Genomic DNA, 16,762 nt, shown 5'->3' on the forward strand with positions numbered 1-16,762 from the left:
GGGCGTGGGCATTCTGAATCGGATCACTGGCTTGCAGCAGTGGCGGATTGGTCGAATTCCAGTTTTCCAGAATGGCGCCTCTGCTAGCGTCACGACTCACTCATGGATTCGAGGTTTTGAATGGCTGCGATTTCTTTTCCGCTGATGCTGGCACTGCTTTCCACCCAGGCCCCGATGGCCGCAAACGCCGAACGTGATTACACCGGACCGGCAGGGGCATCCTCGATCGGGCCTGGCATCTGCGACCCCGGCATGGACATGCTGCCGAACGGCGGAGGGGTGGTGATCCGGCGCTGCGGCAAGAATGGAACGGTCGCTGGCGTTGGCAGCAATATCGATGCTGCGACGGCCAACACCAATGGCTTCCTTGCCGTCGCCGAGGAAGGTCCCGTCTGCAGTGTCTTCGCGCGCGACCCCTATGTCAGCCTCCGGGCACCGGGTGTCGGTATCAAGGCGCAGTGCAGTTCCACGCCGCTTTCCGCCTATGGCATGACGACCACCACTGCGGGACAGAACGTACTTGAGCTGGCCATCAACCTGGCGGCGACGCAGGCCTGGTGCAATGTCGACTACTACTATGGGTCGGCGCATGGCTATAAGTACCCCTACACCTGCAACCGCCCCGGCCAGTCCTGGAGCGTTGCCGGTCTTGGCTCCAGCGTCGACGATTCAAACGCCATGGCAATGCGGCTTGTGAAGAAATCATCCAAGACCGGTACGCACTGCTATTTTGACAACGCCGAGTTGAATGGCGTCGTCTTCCGCGCATACCTGCACTGCAACGGATCGACCTATACCGGTTTCGGGAGTTCCGTCACTGCCGCGGCCAAGGACGCGGCTGCGCAAGCGGGCGCATAAGCCACCCGGGCTGTGGTTCGGAAGAGCCACAGCCCGACGCATTGAAGAATGAGGTTCCGGCGCCGTTGCCACACGCTGGACTGGGGTGTGGTTCAACGATTGCGCCGCGTCTGCCTGGGGTGAACACCTTGGAGACATGGAGCGGGCGATGGGAATCGAACCCACGTCAGTAGTCGGGTGGGAAGGTGGCCTCGCGGCCACCCTCCCCCCTCAGAACCGTGCGTGAAAGTTACCCTTCACACGGCTCAAGCAGTCACGAACCCCCTTCTTCTATGGGAGGGGGCGACAGCCGTAGCCTGGCACGGGCGTGAAGCTGCTCGTGACAGGTGGTGTGGAGCAAAACAAGGTTGGAGAGGCGGTCAGACCCCCCGTACACCCTGAAAACCTTGTGGTGGATGTGCCAGCTGGTGCTGGTCAGTTTCCGCCCACAGCAGGCGCACTTGGCCTCTTGCTTTGTCCAAAGCCATAGCAGTTTCCTTTTCCCGGTCAGCGAGCGCTTCATGCGGTACTGCAACCGCTGATTAAAGTAGCTCTCGTCTTTGGGGTCGTAGGGGCTAACGTCAGACCGCACCTTGATGTACTCGCCGACCTTGAGGGACGACAGGCGCATCAGAGTGTGTTTACCAACACCGAAGATCCAGTCGCGGGACTTGTCGCGCCGGAAGTACCGACGTTTGATCCAGCGGAGACCTTTGGTGGGGTGACGGCGTTTGGCCCAACACCAGACCGCGTGGTGGATAAGGTGATCCAATCTTGCGAACGGTTCTGAAGCGTTCACGACTTGGTGATACATGCCCCACCCCCGAATGATCGGGTTAAGGACGTGCAGTACGTCGTCTTGGGTGGATCCCCGCAGTAGCCGGAGCTGGCTGCGGATCTTAGCCATGAAGGCGTTGGTGTTTTGTTTCGACGGCCTTCTAAGGAGGAGATTTCCAAATTTCCGGAAGTTCCATCCCAAGAAGTCGAAGCCTTCGTCCATGTGTGTGATCTTCGTCTTGCTTTCGGAGAGCGTGAGCCCTCTTTCTGCGAGGAACTTGACGACGATCGGCTTGACCTTGCGTTCCAGGATCTCCGCAGAGGCTCCTGTGATGACAAAGTCGTCTGCGTAGCGGACGAAGTTGCACTTGTTGCGGCGTGGGAGCGCATCGATGAGCCGGCCCAATCCGTCAAGGACAATGTTTGCGAGCACGGGGGAAATGATTCCGCCCTGTGGTGTACCCGCGTCCGTCGGAAACAACTTACGGTCTTCCATGAAGCCTGCTTTCAGCCACTGCGACAGCACATGCCGGTCAATTGGTACGTGTTTCATCAGCCAGTCGTGACTGATGTTGTCGAAGCAGCCTTTGATATCCCCTTCCATCACCCAGCGTGAGCTGGTCTTCGTGCTCAGACAGGTCTTCAGGTGGGCGGCAGCGTCAGCTGTCGACCTGAAATTACGGAACCCGTATGAGTGAATGTCCCCATATGCTTCGGCGACGGGGTCGAGCGCAAACAGATACAGCGCCTGCATTGCTCGATCTTTCATCGTCGGTATACCGAGAGGGCGGGTGCCACCTCGGGCCTTGGGGATGTGGATTCGGCGAAGCGGTTTTGCCTTGTATCCCTTACGTTGCAGGGAGTTGATGGCATTCCACTTTGCCGCAGGTGTCGACCACGTTGCACGGTCTACACCCGGGGTACGACGGCCTTGGTTCTCCGTGACTCGACGTACAGCCGTTGCTTTGGCTGCAGTTGAGCGGACAAGTAGTTTCTGTAGGCGTGTGACCCTACGCCACTGCTTATCCTTGGCTGCCTTCGCTATTCTTGCCTGCATCCTCGACACAGCGCAGCTTGTGGCTTTCCAGTTGATGGAGTGCCAGTTGCTGAGGTGTGAGGAGGCGACATCACCATCGATGATGGCGTCCATATCTACCTCCTGGAGTGGAGCGGGTGAAGGGAATCGAACCCTCGTCAGTTGCTTGGGAAGCAACAGCTCTACCATTGAGCTACACCCGCCCAGAGCCCGTCAGGGGATAGACGCCCCAAAGGGGAGTCGTTCCCCGTTGGGTGTGAGTTTGCGAAGCCTGTCTAGCGACAGACCACCCGGTGGAAGTCAGCACCCTTTCGGGTTGGGGCGATCTTTTCATCCCCTATCCCCTCGATTACAGAGAGGCGTTCGCTTACTCCACCATCCTATACCCACTTGGTCATCGTTTCTCCTTGCGGAGAACCTAGTCGCCGAGGCGACAACCAGTTGGGCTTACCACGTTCCGTACATGCAACAGAGTACCTAGGATCTCGCCTTTTCGCCGGAGGTGCAATTGTCAGCGTGTCTCTACCAAGCAGAGAAACATCCGACCTCGTCCCGTTTTGGGTAGGGCCCAGTCGCAGTTGGCCCGTCTAGCTTGACGACGTTTATATGGCGATTCGTTTGTACTGATCCTTGATACTCAGCCTAGCGCCTACTCGGTTACGACTACCGAGGTCACGAGTCCTCCCTCACGGGAGAATCGTATCCGTGAGGATGGCTACATTAACGGAGAGCTTAGCACCGGAGAATTACTTCTCCCGCACCACTCCTTGGCTACCGGTGGCTGAACACCGGGTTGGTTCGACAACCCTTGGCAGGGTGGACGACCAACAATTGCATGCACAGCCTTCGCCGTGCCAGTAGGGATGTACTCCTACCGTTCAACGTATCGTCCACCGTGTTGCTGGGGGACGTTTTGCTGTCAGACCGAGATCTGTACAGCTGTGGCCAGGAAACCGCCTGGTCGGTTGAACGTGCGGCACGGCTCGTGTCGCACGCTTGGGAAGCTACAGCTCTACCATTGAGCTACGCCCGCATTGCGGGTGAAAGTCTATGCGGAGCGGCCGGTGTTGCGCAATGGTGGCCGCCGCACCCGTCGGGCATGGCCCGGCGCTGCCGTGCAGGCATCCCAGGCACCTTGCGGTGCCCGGGATGTTGCATTCATCAGAAGCTGCCACCCACGGTGGCGAAAATCGTCGCGTCACGGGCACGCTTCTGCGCGGCCGTGGTGCTCAGGCCAACGTTGCCCTGCAGGCCGAACAGGTCCATGCGCGCACCCAGAACAGCGGTGGCGTAGTTCTTGTCGAAGTCCAGGCCCGGCACGCGGTAGCTGCCCAGTTCCGGCAGGGTCTGCAGCCACGCGCTGGCCTGCTTGGTGTCCTCGAACTCGTGGTCGTAGGTCACCTGCACGTACGGCTTGACGGTGCCGCCATCGAAGCGGGCCTGCCAGCCGATGCGGCCGACGGTCGAGTCGACGTTCTGGCGGTCGTAGCCCAGGGCGGTGGCCAGCGTGCCCGCAGCAGCGCTTTCGCTGTAACCATCGATCTTGACCTTCTGCCAGATCACCGCAGCGATCGGGCCGTGGCGGAAGCCACCTTCGGTGCCGAACTCGTAACCGGCATTCAGTGCAGCGGTCAGGTTGCTGCCGTCCGGCGAGCCACCGTGTTCGCGGGTAGCCGGGCCCAGCTGGACCTTGCGGTTCACGTCATACGACAACCAGGTGTAGCTGACCTGGCCGTTGACCCAGACGCGGTCGCCATACCAGGCAGCGAACAGGCCGGCGGTGGTGTCCTTCTGGGTGAAGTCGCCACGGCTGTTGCCGAAGTCGGCACTCATGCGACCGAAGCCGGCGAAGCCGCCGACCACCACGCCGTTGCGTGCCCAGTCGACACCGAACAGGCCGGCCGGCGCCACGCCGTCGTACAGGTCGGCGTGGTCATAGCGTTGCAGGTCACCGCGCACGCCACCCCACCACGACAGGCCATCGGCCGGACGGGCGCCCAGGTGGTTGCTGACCTGGTCGGCACGCGAACGGCCGACGGTCTGTGCCGAGTGGCTCAGCACCTGCTGCAGGCGCGGAGCCTCCAGCACCGAGACGGCGTACTGGCCCAGCAGCTGGTGACCGGTAACGGTCGGATGCACGCCATCGGCGAACAGATAGGTCTGGTACGCATCCGGGCTGACGTAGGTGGTCGGGTTGCAGCCGATGATGCTGCCCGTGGTGTTGGCCGGGTTGATCTTGCAGGCGGTGCCGGTGACGTTGGTGAAGCCGTACATGCCCGGGTTGGCGGTCACTTCACGCAGGATGCTGAAGGTATCGAGCGGAATGAACTCGATGCCCGCCTGCTTCAGGCCGCCATACAGCGCCTTGTTGTAGCCGACCGACATGGCGGTGGCAGCCGCCGCGTTCGGGCCGCGGAACTGCGGGGTGATGCCCACGTCCGGCAGGTTCGGCACCAGCACGTACTGGGCACCGGCCTGCTTCAGGGCACCGACCAGCGCGATCTGGTCGGTAACCGCCGCACCGATGATGCCCTGCACCTGGGCCGGCGGCGCACCCGCACCGGCAGCGCCGGCGGCGGCAAACAGGTCATTTGCGCCACCCCAGACGGTATACAGGGCGTTACGGTCAGCCTTGCCACCGTTTGCCGCCAGGTAGCGGGCCGCCTGCGACTTCAGAGACGGGATCGCGCCGAGGGCACCGCTGCCTTCGACCGACACGCGGGCGCCGCCGACAGCGTAGTTGTCGCCGTTCTGGCCGTTGCCGTTGGGGTCCTTGTTGAGGCCGTAGTAATTGGCGACCTGCTGCGACCACACCCAGCCCGGGTTGGTGGTGAACTGGCCGGAGAGCCCCTGCGTGGCCTCGGGCAGCAGCGGGCGGAAGTAGCCGGCGTCGGTGAGGCTGTCACCGAAGAACACCGCCTTGGAGTACGGATTTTCGCCTGCCATGGCCGGCAGCGCGGCCAGTGCGATCGCAGCCGCCATGAGGGAGCGGATCGGGTGTTTGCTGAGCTGCATCTAGGAACTCCTGTGGGGTAAACAAGTTGGAATCCGGCGCACGTACGCCGGCGCACGGTCAATGGTTTCACCGCGCCGCCGTTTGCTCACGCTGCGCCGCCGCATGGATTGTCGCCTGACCACGCCGAAACCTGCTGTGCCGGAGCTGGCGCCCGGTTCAAATTACAAACGTTCCGATCCCGACGGGCTATCAGCGACAATGCAGGGATGAACATCCAGCTCAACGGCGAACCCCGCACCCTGCCCGCCTCGGCGACCCTCCACGACCTGCTTGAGGCCGAGCAGCTGCTGCAGCGCCGGGTGGCGGTGGAGGTCAACGGCGAGATCGTCAGCCGCAGCCGCCATGGCGAGCATGTCCTGGCCGAAGGCGACGTGGTGGAGATCGTGCACGCGCTGGGCGGGGGCTGAGGCCATCCCGGGTAGTGCCGGCCGCCGGCCGGCAATCCGACGCCGTCAGGCACCCTGCATCTGCCGGCCAGCGGCCGGCACTACCTTTACCCTCCTGCTGGCTGCACGCCATTGCGTGATCCCATCTTCAGGCGGATAAGCGATAATCGCGCCATGAACGTTCATGTCTCCCCCGATTCGCTGGTGATCGCCGGCAAGACCTATGGCTCGCGGCTGCTCACCGGCACCGGCAAGTTCAAGGATCTGGAAGAAACCCGCCTGGCCACCGAGGCTGCAGGCGCCCAGATCGTCACCGTGGCCATCCGCCGCACCAACATCGGGCAGAACCCGGGCGAGCCGAACCTGCTCGACGTGCTGCCGCCGGAGCGCTACACCATCCTGCCCAACACCGCCGGCTGCTACACCGCCGAAGACGCGGTGCGCACCTGCCGGCTGGCGCGCGAACTGCTGGACGGCCACAACCTGACCAAGCTGGAAGTGCTGGGCGACCAGAAGTCGCTGTACCCGGACGTGGTGCAGACCCTCAAGGCCGCCGAACAGCTGGTCAAGGACGGCTTCGAGGTGATGGTCTACACCTCCGACGACCCGATCCTGGCCAAGCGCCTGGAAGAGATCGGCTGCGCTGCGGTGATGCCGCTGGCTGCGCCGATCGGTTCGGGCCTGGGCATCCAGAACAAGTACAACCTGCTGCAGATCATCGAAGACGCCAAGGTGCCGATCATCGTCGACGCCGGCGTGGGCACCGCGTCGGATGCGGCGATCGCGATGGAGCTGGGCTGCGACGGCGTGCTGATGAACACCGCCATTGCCGGTGCGCGCAGCCCGGTGCTGATGGCCAGTGCGATGCGCAAGGCGGTCGAGGCCGGCCGCGAGGCCTTCCTGGCCGGGCGCATCCCGCGCAAGCGCTACGCCAGCGCCTCCTCTCCGGTGGATGGGTTGATCGGCTGATGACCAATCCCTTCGACAGCGCCGGTTCCAAGGCCCCGCCCAAGCCCTTCACCGTGAGCGAGGGCCGCCGCGAGGTGCGCAGCTTCGTGTTGCGCCAGGGCCGCTTCACCCCCGCCCAGCAGCGCGCGTTCGACGAGCGCTGGCCGCGCTTCGGCATCGACTACAACGGCCAGCCGCGTGATCTGGACGCCACCTTCGGCCGCCCGGCGCACAAGGTGCTGGAAATCGGCTTCGGCAACGGTGCCGCGCTGCGCTTCGCCGCCCAGCATGATCCGTCGCGTGACTACATCGGCATCGAAGTGCACGCGCCCGGCGTGGGCCGGCTGCTGAACGCGCTGGCCGACGACAACGCCGACCACGTGCGCCTGTACCACCACGATGCGGTGGAAGTGCTGCAGAACGAGATTGCCGATGGCGCGCTGGATGAAGTGCGCATCTACTTCCCGGACCCGTGGCACAAGAAGCGCCACAACAAGCGCCGCCTGCTGCAGCCTGCATTTGCCGAGCTGCTGGTGCGCAAGCTGCGCCCGGGCGGCCGCCTGCACTGCGCCACCGACTGGGAAGACTACGCCGAGCAGATGTGGGACGTGCTCGACGCCACCGCTGGCCTGGTCAACCGCGCCGGCCCGCGTGGCAGCGTGCCGCGTCCGGACTGGCGGCCGCAGACCCACTTCGAGACCCGCGGCCAGAAGCTCGGCCACGGCGTCTGGGACCTGCTGTACGACCGCACCTGACGATCGCCTGAGGACACCGCGCCCCACATGGATACCGCGCTGACGCTGACCAACGACATGAAGCTCGTGCTCGGGCTGGTCGGCTTCACGATGGCGATGTTCCTGTTCGAGCGCATCCGCGCCGACGTGGTCGCGCTGGTGGTGCTGGTGGTGCTCGGTGTCACCGGGCTGATCGCGCCGGAGGAAATTTTCGGCGGCTTCTCCGGTAACGCGGTGATGAGCATCATCGCCACCACCATCCTCGGTGCGGGCCTGGACCGCACCGGGGCGCTGAACCGGCTGGCCGCGTGGCTGTTGCGGCGCGGCCATGGTGTCGAGCAGCGGCTGCTGATGATGACCACAGCCATTGCCGGCCTGAATTCCTCTTTCATGCAGAACCCCTCGGTGATGGCGCTGTACCTGCCGGTCGCCTCGCGACTGGCCGCGCGCACCGGGTTGACCCTGCAGCGCCTGCTGCTGCCCATTTCGGCGGCAATCGTGATGGGTGGTGCGCTGACCATGGTCGGCAATTCACCGCTGATCCTGCTGAACGATCTGCTGGCCTCGGCCAACAACAACCTGCCTTCCGGCCTGGCCACCATCGAGCCGCTGCGCATGTTCGCGCCGCTGCCGATCGGCGTGGCCCTGCTGATCGCCTCGCTGCTGTACTTCCGCTATTACGGCGACCGCAAGCTGATCGAGGAAGAGAACCTGGTCAACGACGGGGTCACGCCCGCGCGCACCGAGAGCTACTTCGCCAAGACCTATGGCATCGAAGGCGATGTGTTCGAGCTGGTGGTCAGTGCCGAAAGCCCGCTGGTGGGCATGACCCTGGGCGAGGCCGAGAACCTGCACGATGCCCCGCTGCTGCTGGCCCTGAAAACCGGCAATGACACCCGCCTGGCGCCACCGGCGGAGATGCGCATCTGGGTCGGCAGCGTGCTCGGCGCGATGGGCCCGCGTGAGCAGATCAACGATTTCGCGCAGAACCAGTTCCTGCGCATGTCTTCGCGGCTGAAGCACCTGGGCGACCTGTTCAACCCCAGCCGCGCCGGCATTTCCGAAGCGGTGGTGCCGCCGACCTCGAACGTGATCGGCAAGAGCGCAGCCGATCTGCGCCTGCGCAAGGAGCGCGGCATCAGCCTGCTGGCGATCAACCGCGACAAGCAAGTGATCCGCGAGGACGTGCGCGACGTGCAGCTGCGCGCCGGCGACATGCTGGTCTTCCACAGCATCTGGACCGACCTGGCGCAGGCCGCCCGCAGCCGTGACTTCGTGGTGGTGACCGACTACCCGACCGGCGAGCAGCGCCCGCACAAGTTCAAGATCGCGATGGCGATCTTCGCCTTGACCATCCTGATCGCGCTGACCAGCAAGCTGCCGGTGGCGCTGACGCTGATGACCGGCGTGGCCGGCATGCTGCTGACCGGCCTGCTGCGCATGGACGAGGCCTACGCCTCGATCAACTGGAAAACGGTGTTCATGATGGCCGGGCTGATCCCGCTCGGCTGGGCGATGGATTCCAGTGGCGCGGCGGCATGGGTGGCCGGCCATACCATCGACAAGCTGCCCACCGGCATCCCGGTGTGGGTGCTGGAGGTGGCGCTGGCGCTGCTGACCACGGCGTTCTCGCTGGTGATCAGCCATGTGGGCGCCACCATCGTGATGGTGCCCATTGCGGTGAACCTTGCGCTGGCGGCGGGCGGCAACCCGACGGCGTTCGCGCTGATCGTGGCGCTGTCGGCGTCCAACAACCTGATGACGGCCTCCAACCCGGTGATTTCGATGATCACCGGCCCGGCCAACTACACCCCGCGCGAGATGTGGCGGGTCGGCGGCCCGTTGTCACTGATCTACACCTGCGTAGTGGTGTTGATGATCAACCTGATGTTCTGAGGTTGAGGTTTGTTGGCAGGGCTGCGCCCTGCACCCCGGTAGTGCCGGCCGCTGGCCGGCAACATCAACGGCAGAAGCGTGCATTCCGTGGGATGGCGGGGTGGGTCCGGTTGCGGGGGACGCTGCAAGTCCCCCTCCGGGACCCGGCCCAGCCGCTGGCGGCTGTGCGTTCGGGCGCTTGCGAAGCAGTGCTTCGCAAGCAAAGCGCCCTCACCCATGTAAGCTCGGTCGCCGCTTGCTCGTGTGCGCTTTCCTGCGCACACGGCAAGACCGGGGTTGGGCGTCCTGCCCAACCCGCCCGAGGCATGCCTCGGGCCCATGCGGCTCACGCCCCCGCAACCGGACCCACCCCGCCTTCGACAGATTTCTGCGATCTGTCGGAACGGCGTCCTGCACTGCTTTGGTAGATGTCGACCGTGGTCGACACGGTAGATCCACGCCATGCGTGGATGGATCTCTGGATATCTGTTGATCCGGTGGGTGCGGACCGTTGGTCCGCACACCGATAGGTCAGGCCAGGTAGATTTGCCCGTCGCGCACGTCCACCGGCACCGCGCGCAGGCGGTCGCCCTTGCAGGGGCCGGCGATGCAGTCGCCGCTGTCCAGCGCGAACGAGGCGCCGTGGGCGGCGCACACCAGGTGGCCTTCGCGGCTCTTCAGGAACTGGCCCGGCGCCCAGTCCAGGCGACGGCCGGCGTGCGGGCAGATGTTCAGGAACGCGCGCACCTGCGCGCCGTCGCGGTACAGCACCAGCGATTCGGCATCGCCATCAACCACCGCTTCGACCTCGGCAAACGCGCCATCGGCAATGGCATCAAGGGCGATCAGGGCAGCGGCGGCAGTCATGGCGAAGGCTCGGACAGTAAACGCGCATTGTCGCACGCCCGCTCAGGTGACTGGCTGCAACATGAACACAAGTCATTGATTCGTAATAAGCACAGGCTATATTTAACGAGTTTTTCACTCAATGACAGTGGCACGTCCCGATACTCTGGTTTCGCTGATCCCAGCCTATCGAGCCGCCATGTTCAATCGCGCATCCGCCTTCAACCAGTTCCGCACCCTGTTCGCGCCGCGCAAGCCGCGTCACCCGCTGGTGCGCGTTGCCGTGGGCCTGCTCGGCCTGGCGATCCTGGCGGCGATGGTGTTCATCGGCGTGTTCGTCGGTGCGGCGATGATCCTGGTCGGCCTGGCGTGGAAGCTGCTGGCCTCGCGCAAGCCGGGCGTTGCCCGTCCGGTCGATCCGACCGTGGTCGAAGGCGAGTACCGCGTGGTGCGCAAGCCGGTGCTGCCGGCCTCGCGTTGATCCACGCCCTACGCGCCCGCTGACGGCGGGCGCCATGCGTTCTAGACTGCGGGCACGCCCTTCCTGGATGCCCGCATGTCCGATGTCTCCGATGTGATCCCTGCCGTAGCCCTGCCGCGTGTGCCGGTAGCCGGTGGCGGCAGTTTCCCCGTGCACCGTATCTACTGCGTCGGCCGCAACTTCGCCGACCATGCCCGCGAAATGGGCGCAGCAGTGCCGGCGGCCGACGATCGCGGCCGTCCGATGTTCTTCAGCAAGCCGGCCGATGCGATCGTGGTCGGCCACGACGATGCCATTCCCTATCCCCCGGCAACCGCCAACCTGCACCACGAAGTGGAGCTGGTGGTGGCGATCGGCCGTGACGCGCCCGTGGGCGAGCTGGCCATGGCCGACGCCGAGGCGCTGGTCTACGGCTATGCCGTTGGACTGGACCTGACCCGCCGCGACCTGCAGGCCGCCGCCAAGGACAAGGGCCACCCGTGGGATGCGGCCAAGGGCTTCGATGCTTCCGCGCCGATCAGTGAAATCGTCCACGCCGAGGAAGTCGGCGACCTGGCCGCGCTGAACCTGTCGCTGGAGGTCAACGGCGAAGTGCGCCAACAGGCGCTGCTGGACCAGATGATCTGGAACGTGCCGGAGATCCTGCACGAGCTGTCCAAGCTGTGGCAGCTGCGCGCCGGCGACCTGGTGTTCATGGGCACCCCGTCCGGAGTGGCCGCGCTGAAGCCCGGCGACCGCTTCAGTGCCCGCCTGGAAAACGTGGCCGAGCGCCACGGCGTGATCGCCGGCTGACATCACCTGCGCTACCCTGCGCGCTGTCCACTTCCCCCACCGGAGAAAAACAACAATGGGAATGCTCACCGAGTTCAAGGAATTCGCGATGCGCGGCAACGTCATCGACCTCGCCGTCGGCGTGGTGATCGGCGCGGCCTTCGGCAAGATCGTGACCGCACTGGTCGAGAAGATCATCATGCCGCCGCTGGGCATGCTGATCGGCAAGGTGGATTTCTCGCAGTTGGCGTGGACGTTGTCACCGGCCAGCATCGGTGCCGACGGCAAGGAAATCCCGGCCGTGGTGATCGGCTACGGCGACTTCATCAATACGCTGATCCAGTTCGTGATCGTGGCCTTCGCCATCTTCCTGGTGGTCAAGACGATCAACCGCCTGTCGCGCAAGCAGGAAGCCGCCCCGGCCGCACCGGCCGAGGAAGTGGTGCTGCTGCGCGAGATCCGCGACAGCCTGAAGAAGTAAGGCCGCCTACCGGTAGTGCCGGCCGCTGGCCGGCAACATCGGAACATGCGGGAGCCGGCCAGCGGCCGGCACTACCGCGACTGCACGAAAGCCCCGCCCCGGCGGGGCTTTCGCTTTGCCGGTCATGGCGGAAAACAGCGTTCGCGCCAGCCATGACCTCCCGCCCATGCGCCGGGCTGAACGACTGTTAAGCTCCAAGGCTTGGTCCCTTCCCGGAGCTGTCCATGCGTCGCCGCGTCCTTGCCATCGCATCCTCCCTCGCCCTGCTGGCCGCCCCGGCCTTCGCGGCGCCGCACACCACCACCCTGCCCCCGGCGTCGCTGTCCACCGCTGCGCAGCTGCGCGACCAGGCGCTGGCCGATGACACCGGCTGGAAAGTGGTTGAATCGCTCACCACCGAAATCGGCCCGCGCATCGCCGGCAGCGAGGCCGACGCCCGCGCCGTGGCCTGGGCCGAAGCCAAGTTCAAGGCCCTCGGCTTCGACAAGGTGTGGAAGGAACCGGTGACGTTCCCGAAGTGGGAGCGCCGCAGTGAACACGCCGCAGTGACCGGCAGGAACCCGCAGCCGCTGCAGATCACGGCGCTGGGTGGCAGCCCGGGCGGAACCGTTGAAGCCGAAGTGGTCCGCTTCGCCGACCTGGCCGCACTGCAGGCCGCACCGGCCGGTTCGCTGAAGGGCAAGATCGCGTTCGTCGATTACCAGATGCTGCCGTTCCGCGATGGCCGCGACTACGGCCGTGGCGGCGCGATCCGCAGCAAGGGCCCGTCCGAAGCGATCCGCAAGGGCGCGGTCGGTTTCCTGATGCGCTCGGCCGGTACCGACTCGCATCGCGTGCCGCACACCGGCATCACCCGCTTCGACGACGGCCTGACCCCGGTGCCGTCTGCAGCACTGTCGGTGCCCGACGCCGACCAGCTGGCCCGCCTGCTGGCACGTGGCAGCACCACCGTGAAGGTGGCGCTGGACTGCGGTTGGGATGGCACCGCCACCTCGTACAACGTGATCGGTGAGATCACCGGCCGCAGCCTGCCGAAGGAAGTGGTGGTGATCGGCGGCCACCTGGATTCCTGGGATCTGGGCACCGGCGCGGTGGATGACGGCGCAGGCGTGGGCATCACCATGGCTGCGGGCCATCTGATCGGCCAGCTCAAGCAGGCGCCGAAGCGCACCATCCGCGTGATCGCCTTCGCCAACGAAGAACAGGGCCTGTATGGCGGCAAGGCCTACGCCGAGGCGCATGCCAAGGACGTGGCCCTGCACCAGCTGGCGGCCGAGAGTGACTTCGGTGCCGGCCGCATCTATGCCTTCAATACCGGTTCGCCGAACCCGGAAGGCTCGCGCGAAGCGACGAAGCAGATTGCCGAAGTGATGAAGCCGCTGGGCATCGAGTACCAGGCCGACAAGGGTGGCCCGGGCCCGGACGTCGGCCCGTTGGCCGCCAAGGGTGGCGCGTGGGCATGGCTGGCGCAGGACGGCTCGGATTACTTCCACCTGCACCACACCGCCGACGACACGCTGGACAAGATCGACCCGAAGGCGCTGGCGCAGAACGTGGCCGCGTACACCGTGTTCGCGTACCTGGCGGCAGAGGCCGATGGCAACTTCGGCAGCGAAGCCAAGGCGACCACGCCGCCGAACGAGTGATGCGGTAGCGCCGGACCGCGCCCCATGACCTGTGGGCGCCATTGCAATGAGCGCATCGCAATGCGCGCGGAACCTCCCGCTCGGCATTGAAAAGGGTTCATGCCCGGCGAACGCAGCGGGAAGGGCGGTGCGAACCAAGGTTCGCACCCACCGGGTAATGGCGCACCCACCGGGTAAGGGCGCATCCACCGAGTAATGGCGCACCCACCGGGCGATGGCGTGGGTCAGAGCCCTCGCCGTGGCGAGGGATCTGACCCGATCCTGTCAGCCCTCCCACACGCTGGTGTTGCGCACACCCAGCAGCTTCGGGTTGAACAGCGGATCCTTGCCCGCCTGGCGATGCTGTTCGTAGTCGCGCAGCGCCGCCAGCGCTGGCTTCTGCAGCAGCAGGATGGCGATGATGTTCAACCAGCTCATCAGGCCGACGCCGATGTCGCCCAGCGACCACGCGATCGTCGCACTGTTCACCGCCGAGTAGCCGGTCGCGGCCAGGAACAGCAGCTGGAACCCGCCCATCACCCACGGCGCGGGACGATCACGGCACAGGTAGCTGATATTGGTCTCGGCCATGTAGTACAGCGCCAGGATGGTGGTGAACGCGAACGGCAGGATCGCCAGCGCCACGAACGAGCGGCCGAAGCCCGGCAGCGCGGACTCCACCGCGTGCTGCACGAAGCGCGGCCCGGCCTCGACGCCAGGCAGATTGCCCAGCAGCAGGCGCGCCTCATCCGGAATGCCGTTCACAGCCGGGTCGTAGACGTTGTACAGGCCCGTGGACAGGATCAGGAAGGCGGTAGCACTGCACACCACCATCGTGTCGATGTAGACCGAAAATGACTGCACCAGGCCCTGCTTGACCGGATGGGTGACTTCGGCGGCGGCGGCTGGATGCGCACCGCTGCCCATGCCGGCCTCGTTGGACAACACGCCACGGCGCACGCCCCACTGGATGGCGGTGCCGATCATTGCACCGAACGCTGCATCCACACCGAATGCACTGCGCAGCACCAGCATGATCACCTCCGGCACTTTCTCTGCATTGAGCACCATTACCAGTGCCGCCACCAGCAGATACGCCACCGCCATCAACGGCACCACCCACTCGGCAACCCGCGCGATGCGGCGCACACCGCCGATCAGGATTGCGCCCAGCACCACCAGCAGAACCGCCGTGGTGGTCATCACCGGCACGTCCCAGGCTTCGTTCACCGCACTGGTGATCGCATTGGACTGGGTGCCGGCCAGCATCGCACCGGCCAGTACGGTCACCAGCGCAAACAGCACTGCATACCAGCGCTGGCCCAGGCCCTTTTCGATGTAGTACGCGGGGCCACCGCGGTACTGGCCCTTGGCATCGCGGTCCTTGTAGATCTGTGCCAGCGTGGATTCGATGAAGGCGCTGGAGGCGCCGAGGAAGGCGACGATCCACATCCAGAAGATCGCGCCCGGGCCACCAAAGGCGATGGCCATGGCAACGCCGGCGATGTTGCCGACGCCGACGCGGCTGGACAACGACAGCGACAGGGCCTGGAACGGTGACACACCGGCTTCGGAGCGCTCGTGCCGGAACATCAGGCGCAGCATCTCCGGCAGCGCGCGCAACTGGATGAAGCGGGTACGCACGCTGAAGTACAGGCCGGCGAGCAGGCAGAGCACCACCAGGTAAGGGCTCCAGACGATGCCGAGGATGGTGTTGACGATGGATTCGATGTTCATCGGCAGCCCCTCAGAAGAACATGCCCAGGGCGACCTGGGGGCTGATGATGCGGCCGGTGTTGCGCCCGGCCACGGTGAATTCGACGCCGGCGATCAGGCCCAGCGACGGGCTGAAGTGGTATTCCACCGCCGGCGCCAGGCTGACGTTGCGGCTGGCCGGACGGTGCTCTTCAATCCGCTCGATCGCACCACTGCCGTTGCGTGCGAAGCCGCTCAGACGCTGGCCGGTCTCGCGGCTGGCGGCCATTTCCATCACCCCCACCCAGCGCGAATTGAAGCTGTACTCGGCGCCTACCGACAGGCCCAGTACCGAGCCGCGCGAAATGTGCCCCTGGAAGCTGTCATCGGTGCCGTACACGCTGGTGCCGGAAATGGCAGTGCGCGACGGTGCCGGCCCGGCGCTGAGCTGGGCGCGCCAGCGCACGGGGCGGTCATTGCCCAGCCACACCACCTGCTGCACGCCCAGCGCCGCGGTGGTGCGCTGAACGCCGTCGCCCTGTGCATCCAGCGGATTGCCGGTGATACGGTCATGGCTGCCGGTGCTGAAACGCTGCACCAGCGCGACCGAGATGGCCGGACGGGTGCCATCGGCATTCGGCGCCTGCAGCAGGTACTGCAGGCGTGCGGTGGTGTCACCGGCGCGGAAGCCGCTGCTGCGCGCACTGCCGGATTCGGAGCGCGAGGCACTGAGATTGACCTGGCCCATCACCCGGTCACTGAAGCCATAGATGATCGGCACCACCGTGGCCCAGGCGCCACTGTGCCCGGCACTGCGGCGACGATCACCGTTGTTGTCGTAGTGGTCGCGGCTGTCGACCCGCACCAGATAGGGCTCGATGTACCAGTTGCCCTGCGGCAGGCCGGCCGGATTCGGCGTGATCAACGGGCCGGTGAAATTGACACCATCGAGACTGCGTTCCGCGGCCTGTAGCGATGGTGCGGCAAGCGCAGCGAGTGCCAGCACCAGGCAAGTGCGACGTGTGCGGCGTTGGATTCGATGCATGGAACCACTCCTGTACGACGTTGGAAGGAACTCCACCGTGCGATGCAGGAAACGGCCCAGCAATGAGACAAATACTAAAATTGCTTGCCTGTCCATCAAGCGTGTTTGAAGCAACGCAAGCTGACGCGGATGACCCAGTTTGCTGCGCGTGCATCGTTTGCGCTCTTGCGCCGCGCAAAAGAAAACCCGGCCGCAAGGGCCGGGTCAGG

General features: G+C 65.1%; 14 protein-coding genes and 1 tRNA gene. 9 read left to right on the top strand and 6 right to left on the bottom strand.

Annotated elements, in window-relative coordinates; translation table 11 throughout:
• Positions 1 to 120 precede the first annotated feature (120 nt).
• Positions 121 to 858 (top strand): hypothetical protein, encoded by a 738-nt coding sequence (locus ACZK3J_RS18140; RefSeq protein ID WP_049463496.1) that lies wholly within the window; start codon positions 121 to 123, stop codon positions 856 to 858.
• Positions 859 to 1,111: 253 nt separating this feature from the next.
• On the opposite strand, the gene ltrA is transcribed toward ACZK3J_RS18140, so the two are convergent.
• The 3 genes from ltrA to ACZK3J_RS18155 all read right to left on the bottom strand — a co-directional run bounded on the left by ltrA (position 1,112) and on the right by ACZK3J_RS18155 (position 5,665).
• Entirely contained in the window at positions 1,112 to 2,764 is a 1,653-nt protein-coding gene (gene ltrA / locus ACZK3J_RS18145) for a group II intron reverse transcriptase/maturase (protein WP_164106453.1), read from the bottom strand.
• A 15-nt stretch (positions 2,765 to 2,779) separates the two neighbouring features.
• Positions 2,780 to 2,853 (bottom strand) — tRNA-Gly (locus ACZK3J_RS18150).
• A gap of 958 nt (positions 2,854 to 3,811) precedes the next feature.
• Entirely contained in the window at positions 3,812 to 5,665 is a 1,854-nt protein-coding gene (locus tag ACZK3J_RS18155; RefSeq protein WP_032128836.1) for an autotransporter domain-containing esterase, read from the bottom strand.
• 207 nt (positions 5,666 to 5,872) lie between these two features.
• Here ACZK3J_RS18155 and thiS point away from each other — a divergent pair, with 207 nt between their 5' ends.
• From thiS to ACZK3J_RS18175, 4 genes are all read left to right on the top strand, one after another.
• The gene (thiS, locus tag ACZK3J_RS18160; protein WP_008265079.1) at positions 5,873 to 6,073 is read left to right on the top strand and encodes a sulfur carrier protein ThiS; all 201 of its coding nucleotides are present in this window, start codon (positions 5,873 to 5,875) and stop codon (positions 6,071 to 6,073) included.
• A gap of 153 nt (positions 6,074 to 6,226) precedes the next feature.
• The gene (locus tag ACZK3J_RS18165; RefSeq protein WP_010481470.1) at positions 6,227 to 7,021 is read left to right on the top strand and encodes a thiazole synthase; all 795 of its coding nucleotides are present in this window, start codon (positions 6,227 to 6,229) and stop codon (positions 7,019 to 7,021) included.
• On the top strand, positions 7,021 to 7,755 hold the full coding sequence (gene trmB / locus ACZK3J_RS18170; protein WP_010481468.1) for a tRNA (guanosine(46)-N7)-methyltransferase TrmB: 735 nt from the start codon (positions 7,021 to 7,023) through the stop codon (positions 7,753 to 7,755). The genes ACZK3J_RS18165 and trmB overlap by 1 nt, the downstream gene beginning before the upstream one ends.
• Positions 7,756 to 7,782: 27 nt before the next feature.
• Positions 7,783 to 9,630, top strand: a complete 1,848-nt coding sequence (locus ACZK3J_RS18175) for an SLC13 family permease (protein ID WP_478476142.1) — start codon at positions 7,783 to 7,785, stop codon at positions 9,628 to 9,630.
• Positions 9,631 to 10,140: 510 nt separating this feature from the next.
• Here the strand turns inward: ACZK3J_RS18175 and ACZK3J_RS18180 are convergent.
• Entirely contained in the window at positions 10,141 to 10,476 is a 336-nt protein-coding gene (locus ACZK3J_RS18180) for a Rieske (2Fe-2S) protein (protein ID WP_049401603.1), read from the bottom strand.
• Positions 10,477 to 10,654: 178 nt separating this feature from the next.
• Here ACZK3J_RS18180 and ACZK3J_RS18185 point away from each other — a divergent pair, with 178 nt between their 5' ends.
• The 4 genes from ACZK3J_RS18185 to ACZK3J_RS18200 all read left to right on the top strand — a co-directional run bounded on the left by ACZK3J_RS18185 (position 10,655) and on the right by ACZK3J_RS18200 (position 13,834).
• The gene (locus ACZK3J_RS18185) at positions 10,655 to 10,936 is read left to right on the top strand and encodes a hypothetical protein (protein ID WP_005410817.1); all 282 of its coding nucleotides are present in this window, start codon (positions 10,655 to 10,657) and stop codon (positions 10,934 to 10,936) included.
• A 75-nt stretch (positions 10,937 to 11,011) separates the two neighbouring features.
• The gene (locus ACZK3J_RS18190; protein ID WP_032130205.1) at positions 11,012 to 11,728 is read left to right on the top strand and encodes a fumarylacetoacetate hydrolase family protein; all 717 of its coding nucleotides are present in this window, start codon (positions 11,012 to 11,014) and stop codon (positions 11,726 to 11,728) included.
• A gap of 55 nt (positions 11,729 to 11,783) precedes the next feature.
• Positions 11,784 to 12,188 carry a large-conductance mechanosensitive channel protein MscL gene (gene mscL / locus ACZK3J_RS18195; RefSeq protein ID WP_032130206.1) on the top strand — a complete coding sequence of 135 codons (405 nt, stop codon included), beginning with the start codon at positions 11,784 to 11,786 and terminating at the stop codon, positions 12,186 to 12,188.
• 224 nt (positions 12,189 to 12,412) lie between these two features.
• Positions 12,413 to 13,834, top strand: coding sequence for a M28 family peptidase (locus ACZK3J_RS18200; protein ID WP_049461870.1), 1,422 nt, complete (start codon positions 12,413 to 12,415; stop codon positions 13,832 to 13,834).
• A gap of 264 nt (positions 13,835 to 14,098) precedes the next feature.
• Here ACZK3J_RS18200 and ACZK3J_RS18205 read toward each other — a convergent pair whose 3' ends face one another.
• Positions 14,099 to 15,550: an alanine/glycine:cation symporter family protein gene (locus ACZK3J_RS18205; RefSeq protein WP_049399972.1), complete on the bottom strand. Its 1,452-nt coding sequence runs from the start codon at positions 15,548 to 15,550 to the stop codon at positions 14,099 to 14,101.
• A 10-nt stretch (positions 15,551 to 15,560) separates the two neighbouring features.
• Positions 15,561 to 16,553 carry a hypothetical protein gene (locus tag ACZK3J_RS18210; RefSeq protein WP_032130209.1) on the bottom strand — a complete coding sequence of 331 codons (993 nt, stop codon included), beginning with the start codon at positions 16,551 to 16,553 and terminating at the stop codon, positions 15,561 to 15,563.
• Positions 16,554 to 16,762 lie beyond the last annotated feature (209 nt).

This window comes from Stenotrophomonas sp. 86428_Sma (assembly GCF_056481585.1).

Bases quoted from the DNA above. Each gene is read 5' to 3' on its own strand.
- ACZK3J_RS18140 (WP_049463496.1), top strand. From the start codon at position 121: ATGGCTGCGATTTCTTTTCCGCTGATGCTGGCACTGCTTTCCACCCAG.
- ltrA (WP_164106453.1), bottom strand. From the start codon at position 2,764: ATGGACGCCATCATCGATGGTGATGTCGCCTCCTCACACCTCAGCAAC.
- ACZK3J_RS18155 (WP_032128836.1), bottom strand. From the start codon at position 5,665: ATGCAGCTCAGCAAACACCCGATCCGCTCCCTCATGGCGGCTGCGATC.
- thiS (WP_008265079.1), top strand. From the start codon at position 5,873: ATGAACATCCAGCTCAACGGCGAACCCCGCACCCTGCCCGCCTCGGCG.
- ACZK3J_RS18165 (WP_010481470.1), top strand. From the start codon at position 6,227: ATGAACGTTCATGTCTCCCCCGATTCGCTGGTGATCGCCGGCAAGACC.
- trmB (WP_010481468.1), top strand. From the start codon at position 7,021: ATGACCAATCCCTTCGACAGCGCCGGTTCCAAGGCCCCGCCCAAGCCC.
- ACZK3J_RS18175 (WP_478476142.1), top strand. From the start codon at position 7,783: ATGGATACCGCGCTGACGCTGACCAACGACATGAAGCTCGTGCTCGGG.
- ACZK3J_RS18180 (WP_049401603.1), bottom strand. From the start codon at position 10,476: ATGACTGCCGCCGCTGCCCTGATCGCCCTTGATGCCATTGCCGATGGC.
- ACZK3J_RS18185 (WP_005410817.1), top strand. From the start codon at position 10,655: ATGTTCAATCGCGCATCCGCCTTCAACCAGTTCCGCACCCTGTTCGCG.
- ACZK3J_RS18190 (WP_032130205.1), top strand. From the start codon at position 11,012: ATGTCCGATGTCTCCGATGTGATCCCTGCCGTAGCCCTGCCGCGTGTG.
- mscL (WP_032130206.1), top strand. From the start codon at position 11,784: ATGGGAATGCTCACCGAGTTCAAGGAATTCGCGATGCGCGGCAACGTC.
- ACZK3J_RS18200 (WP_049461870.1), top strand. From the start codon at position 12,413: ATGCGTCGCCGCGTCCTTGCCATCGCATCCTCCCTCGCCCTGCTGGCC.
- ACZK3J_RS18205 (WP_049399972.1), bottom strand. From the start codon at position 15,550: ATGAACATCGAATCCATCGTCAACACCATCCTCGGCATCGTCTGGAGC.
- ACZK3J_RS18210 (WP_032130209.1), bottom strand. From the start codon at position 16,553: ATGCATCGAATCCAACGCCGCACACGTCGCACTTGCCTGGTGCTGGCA.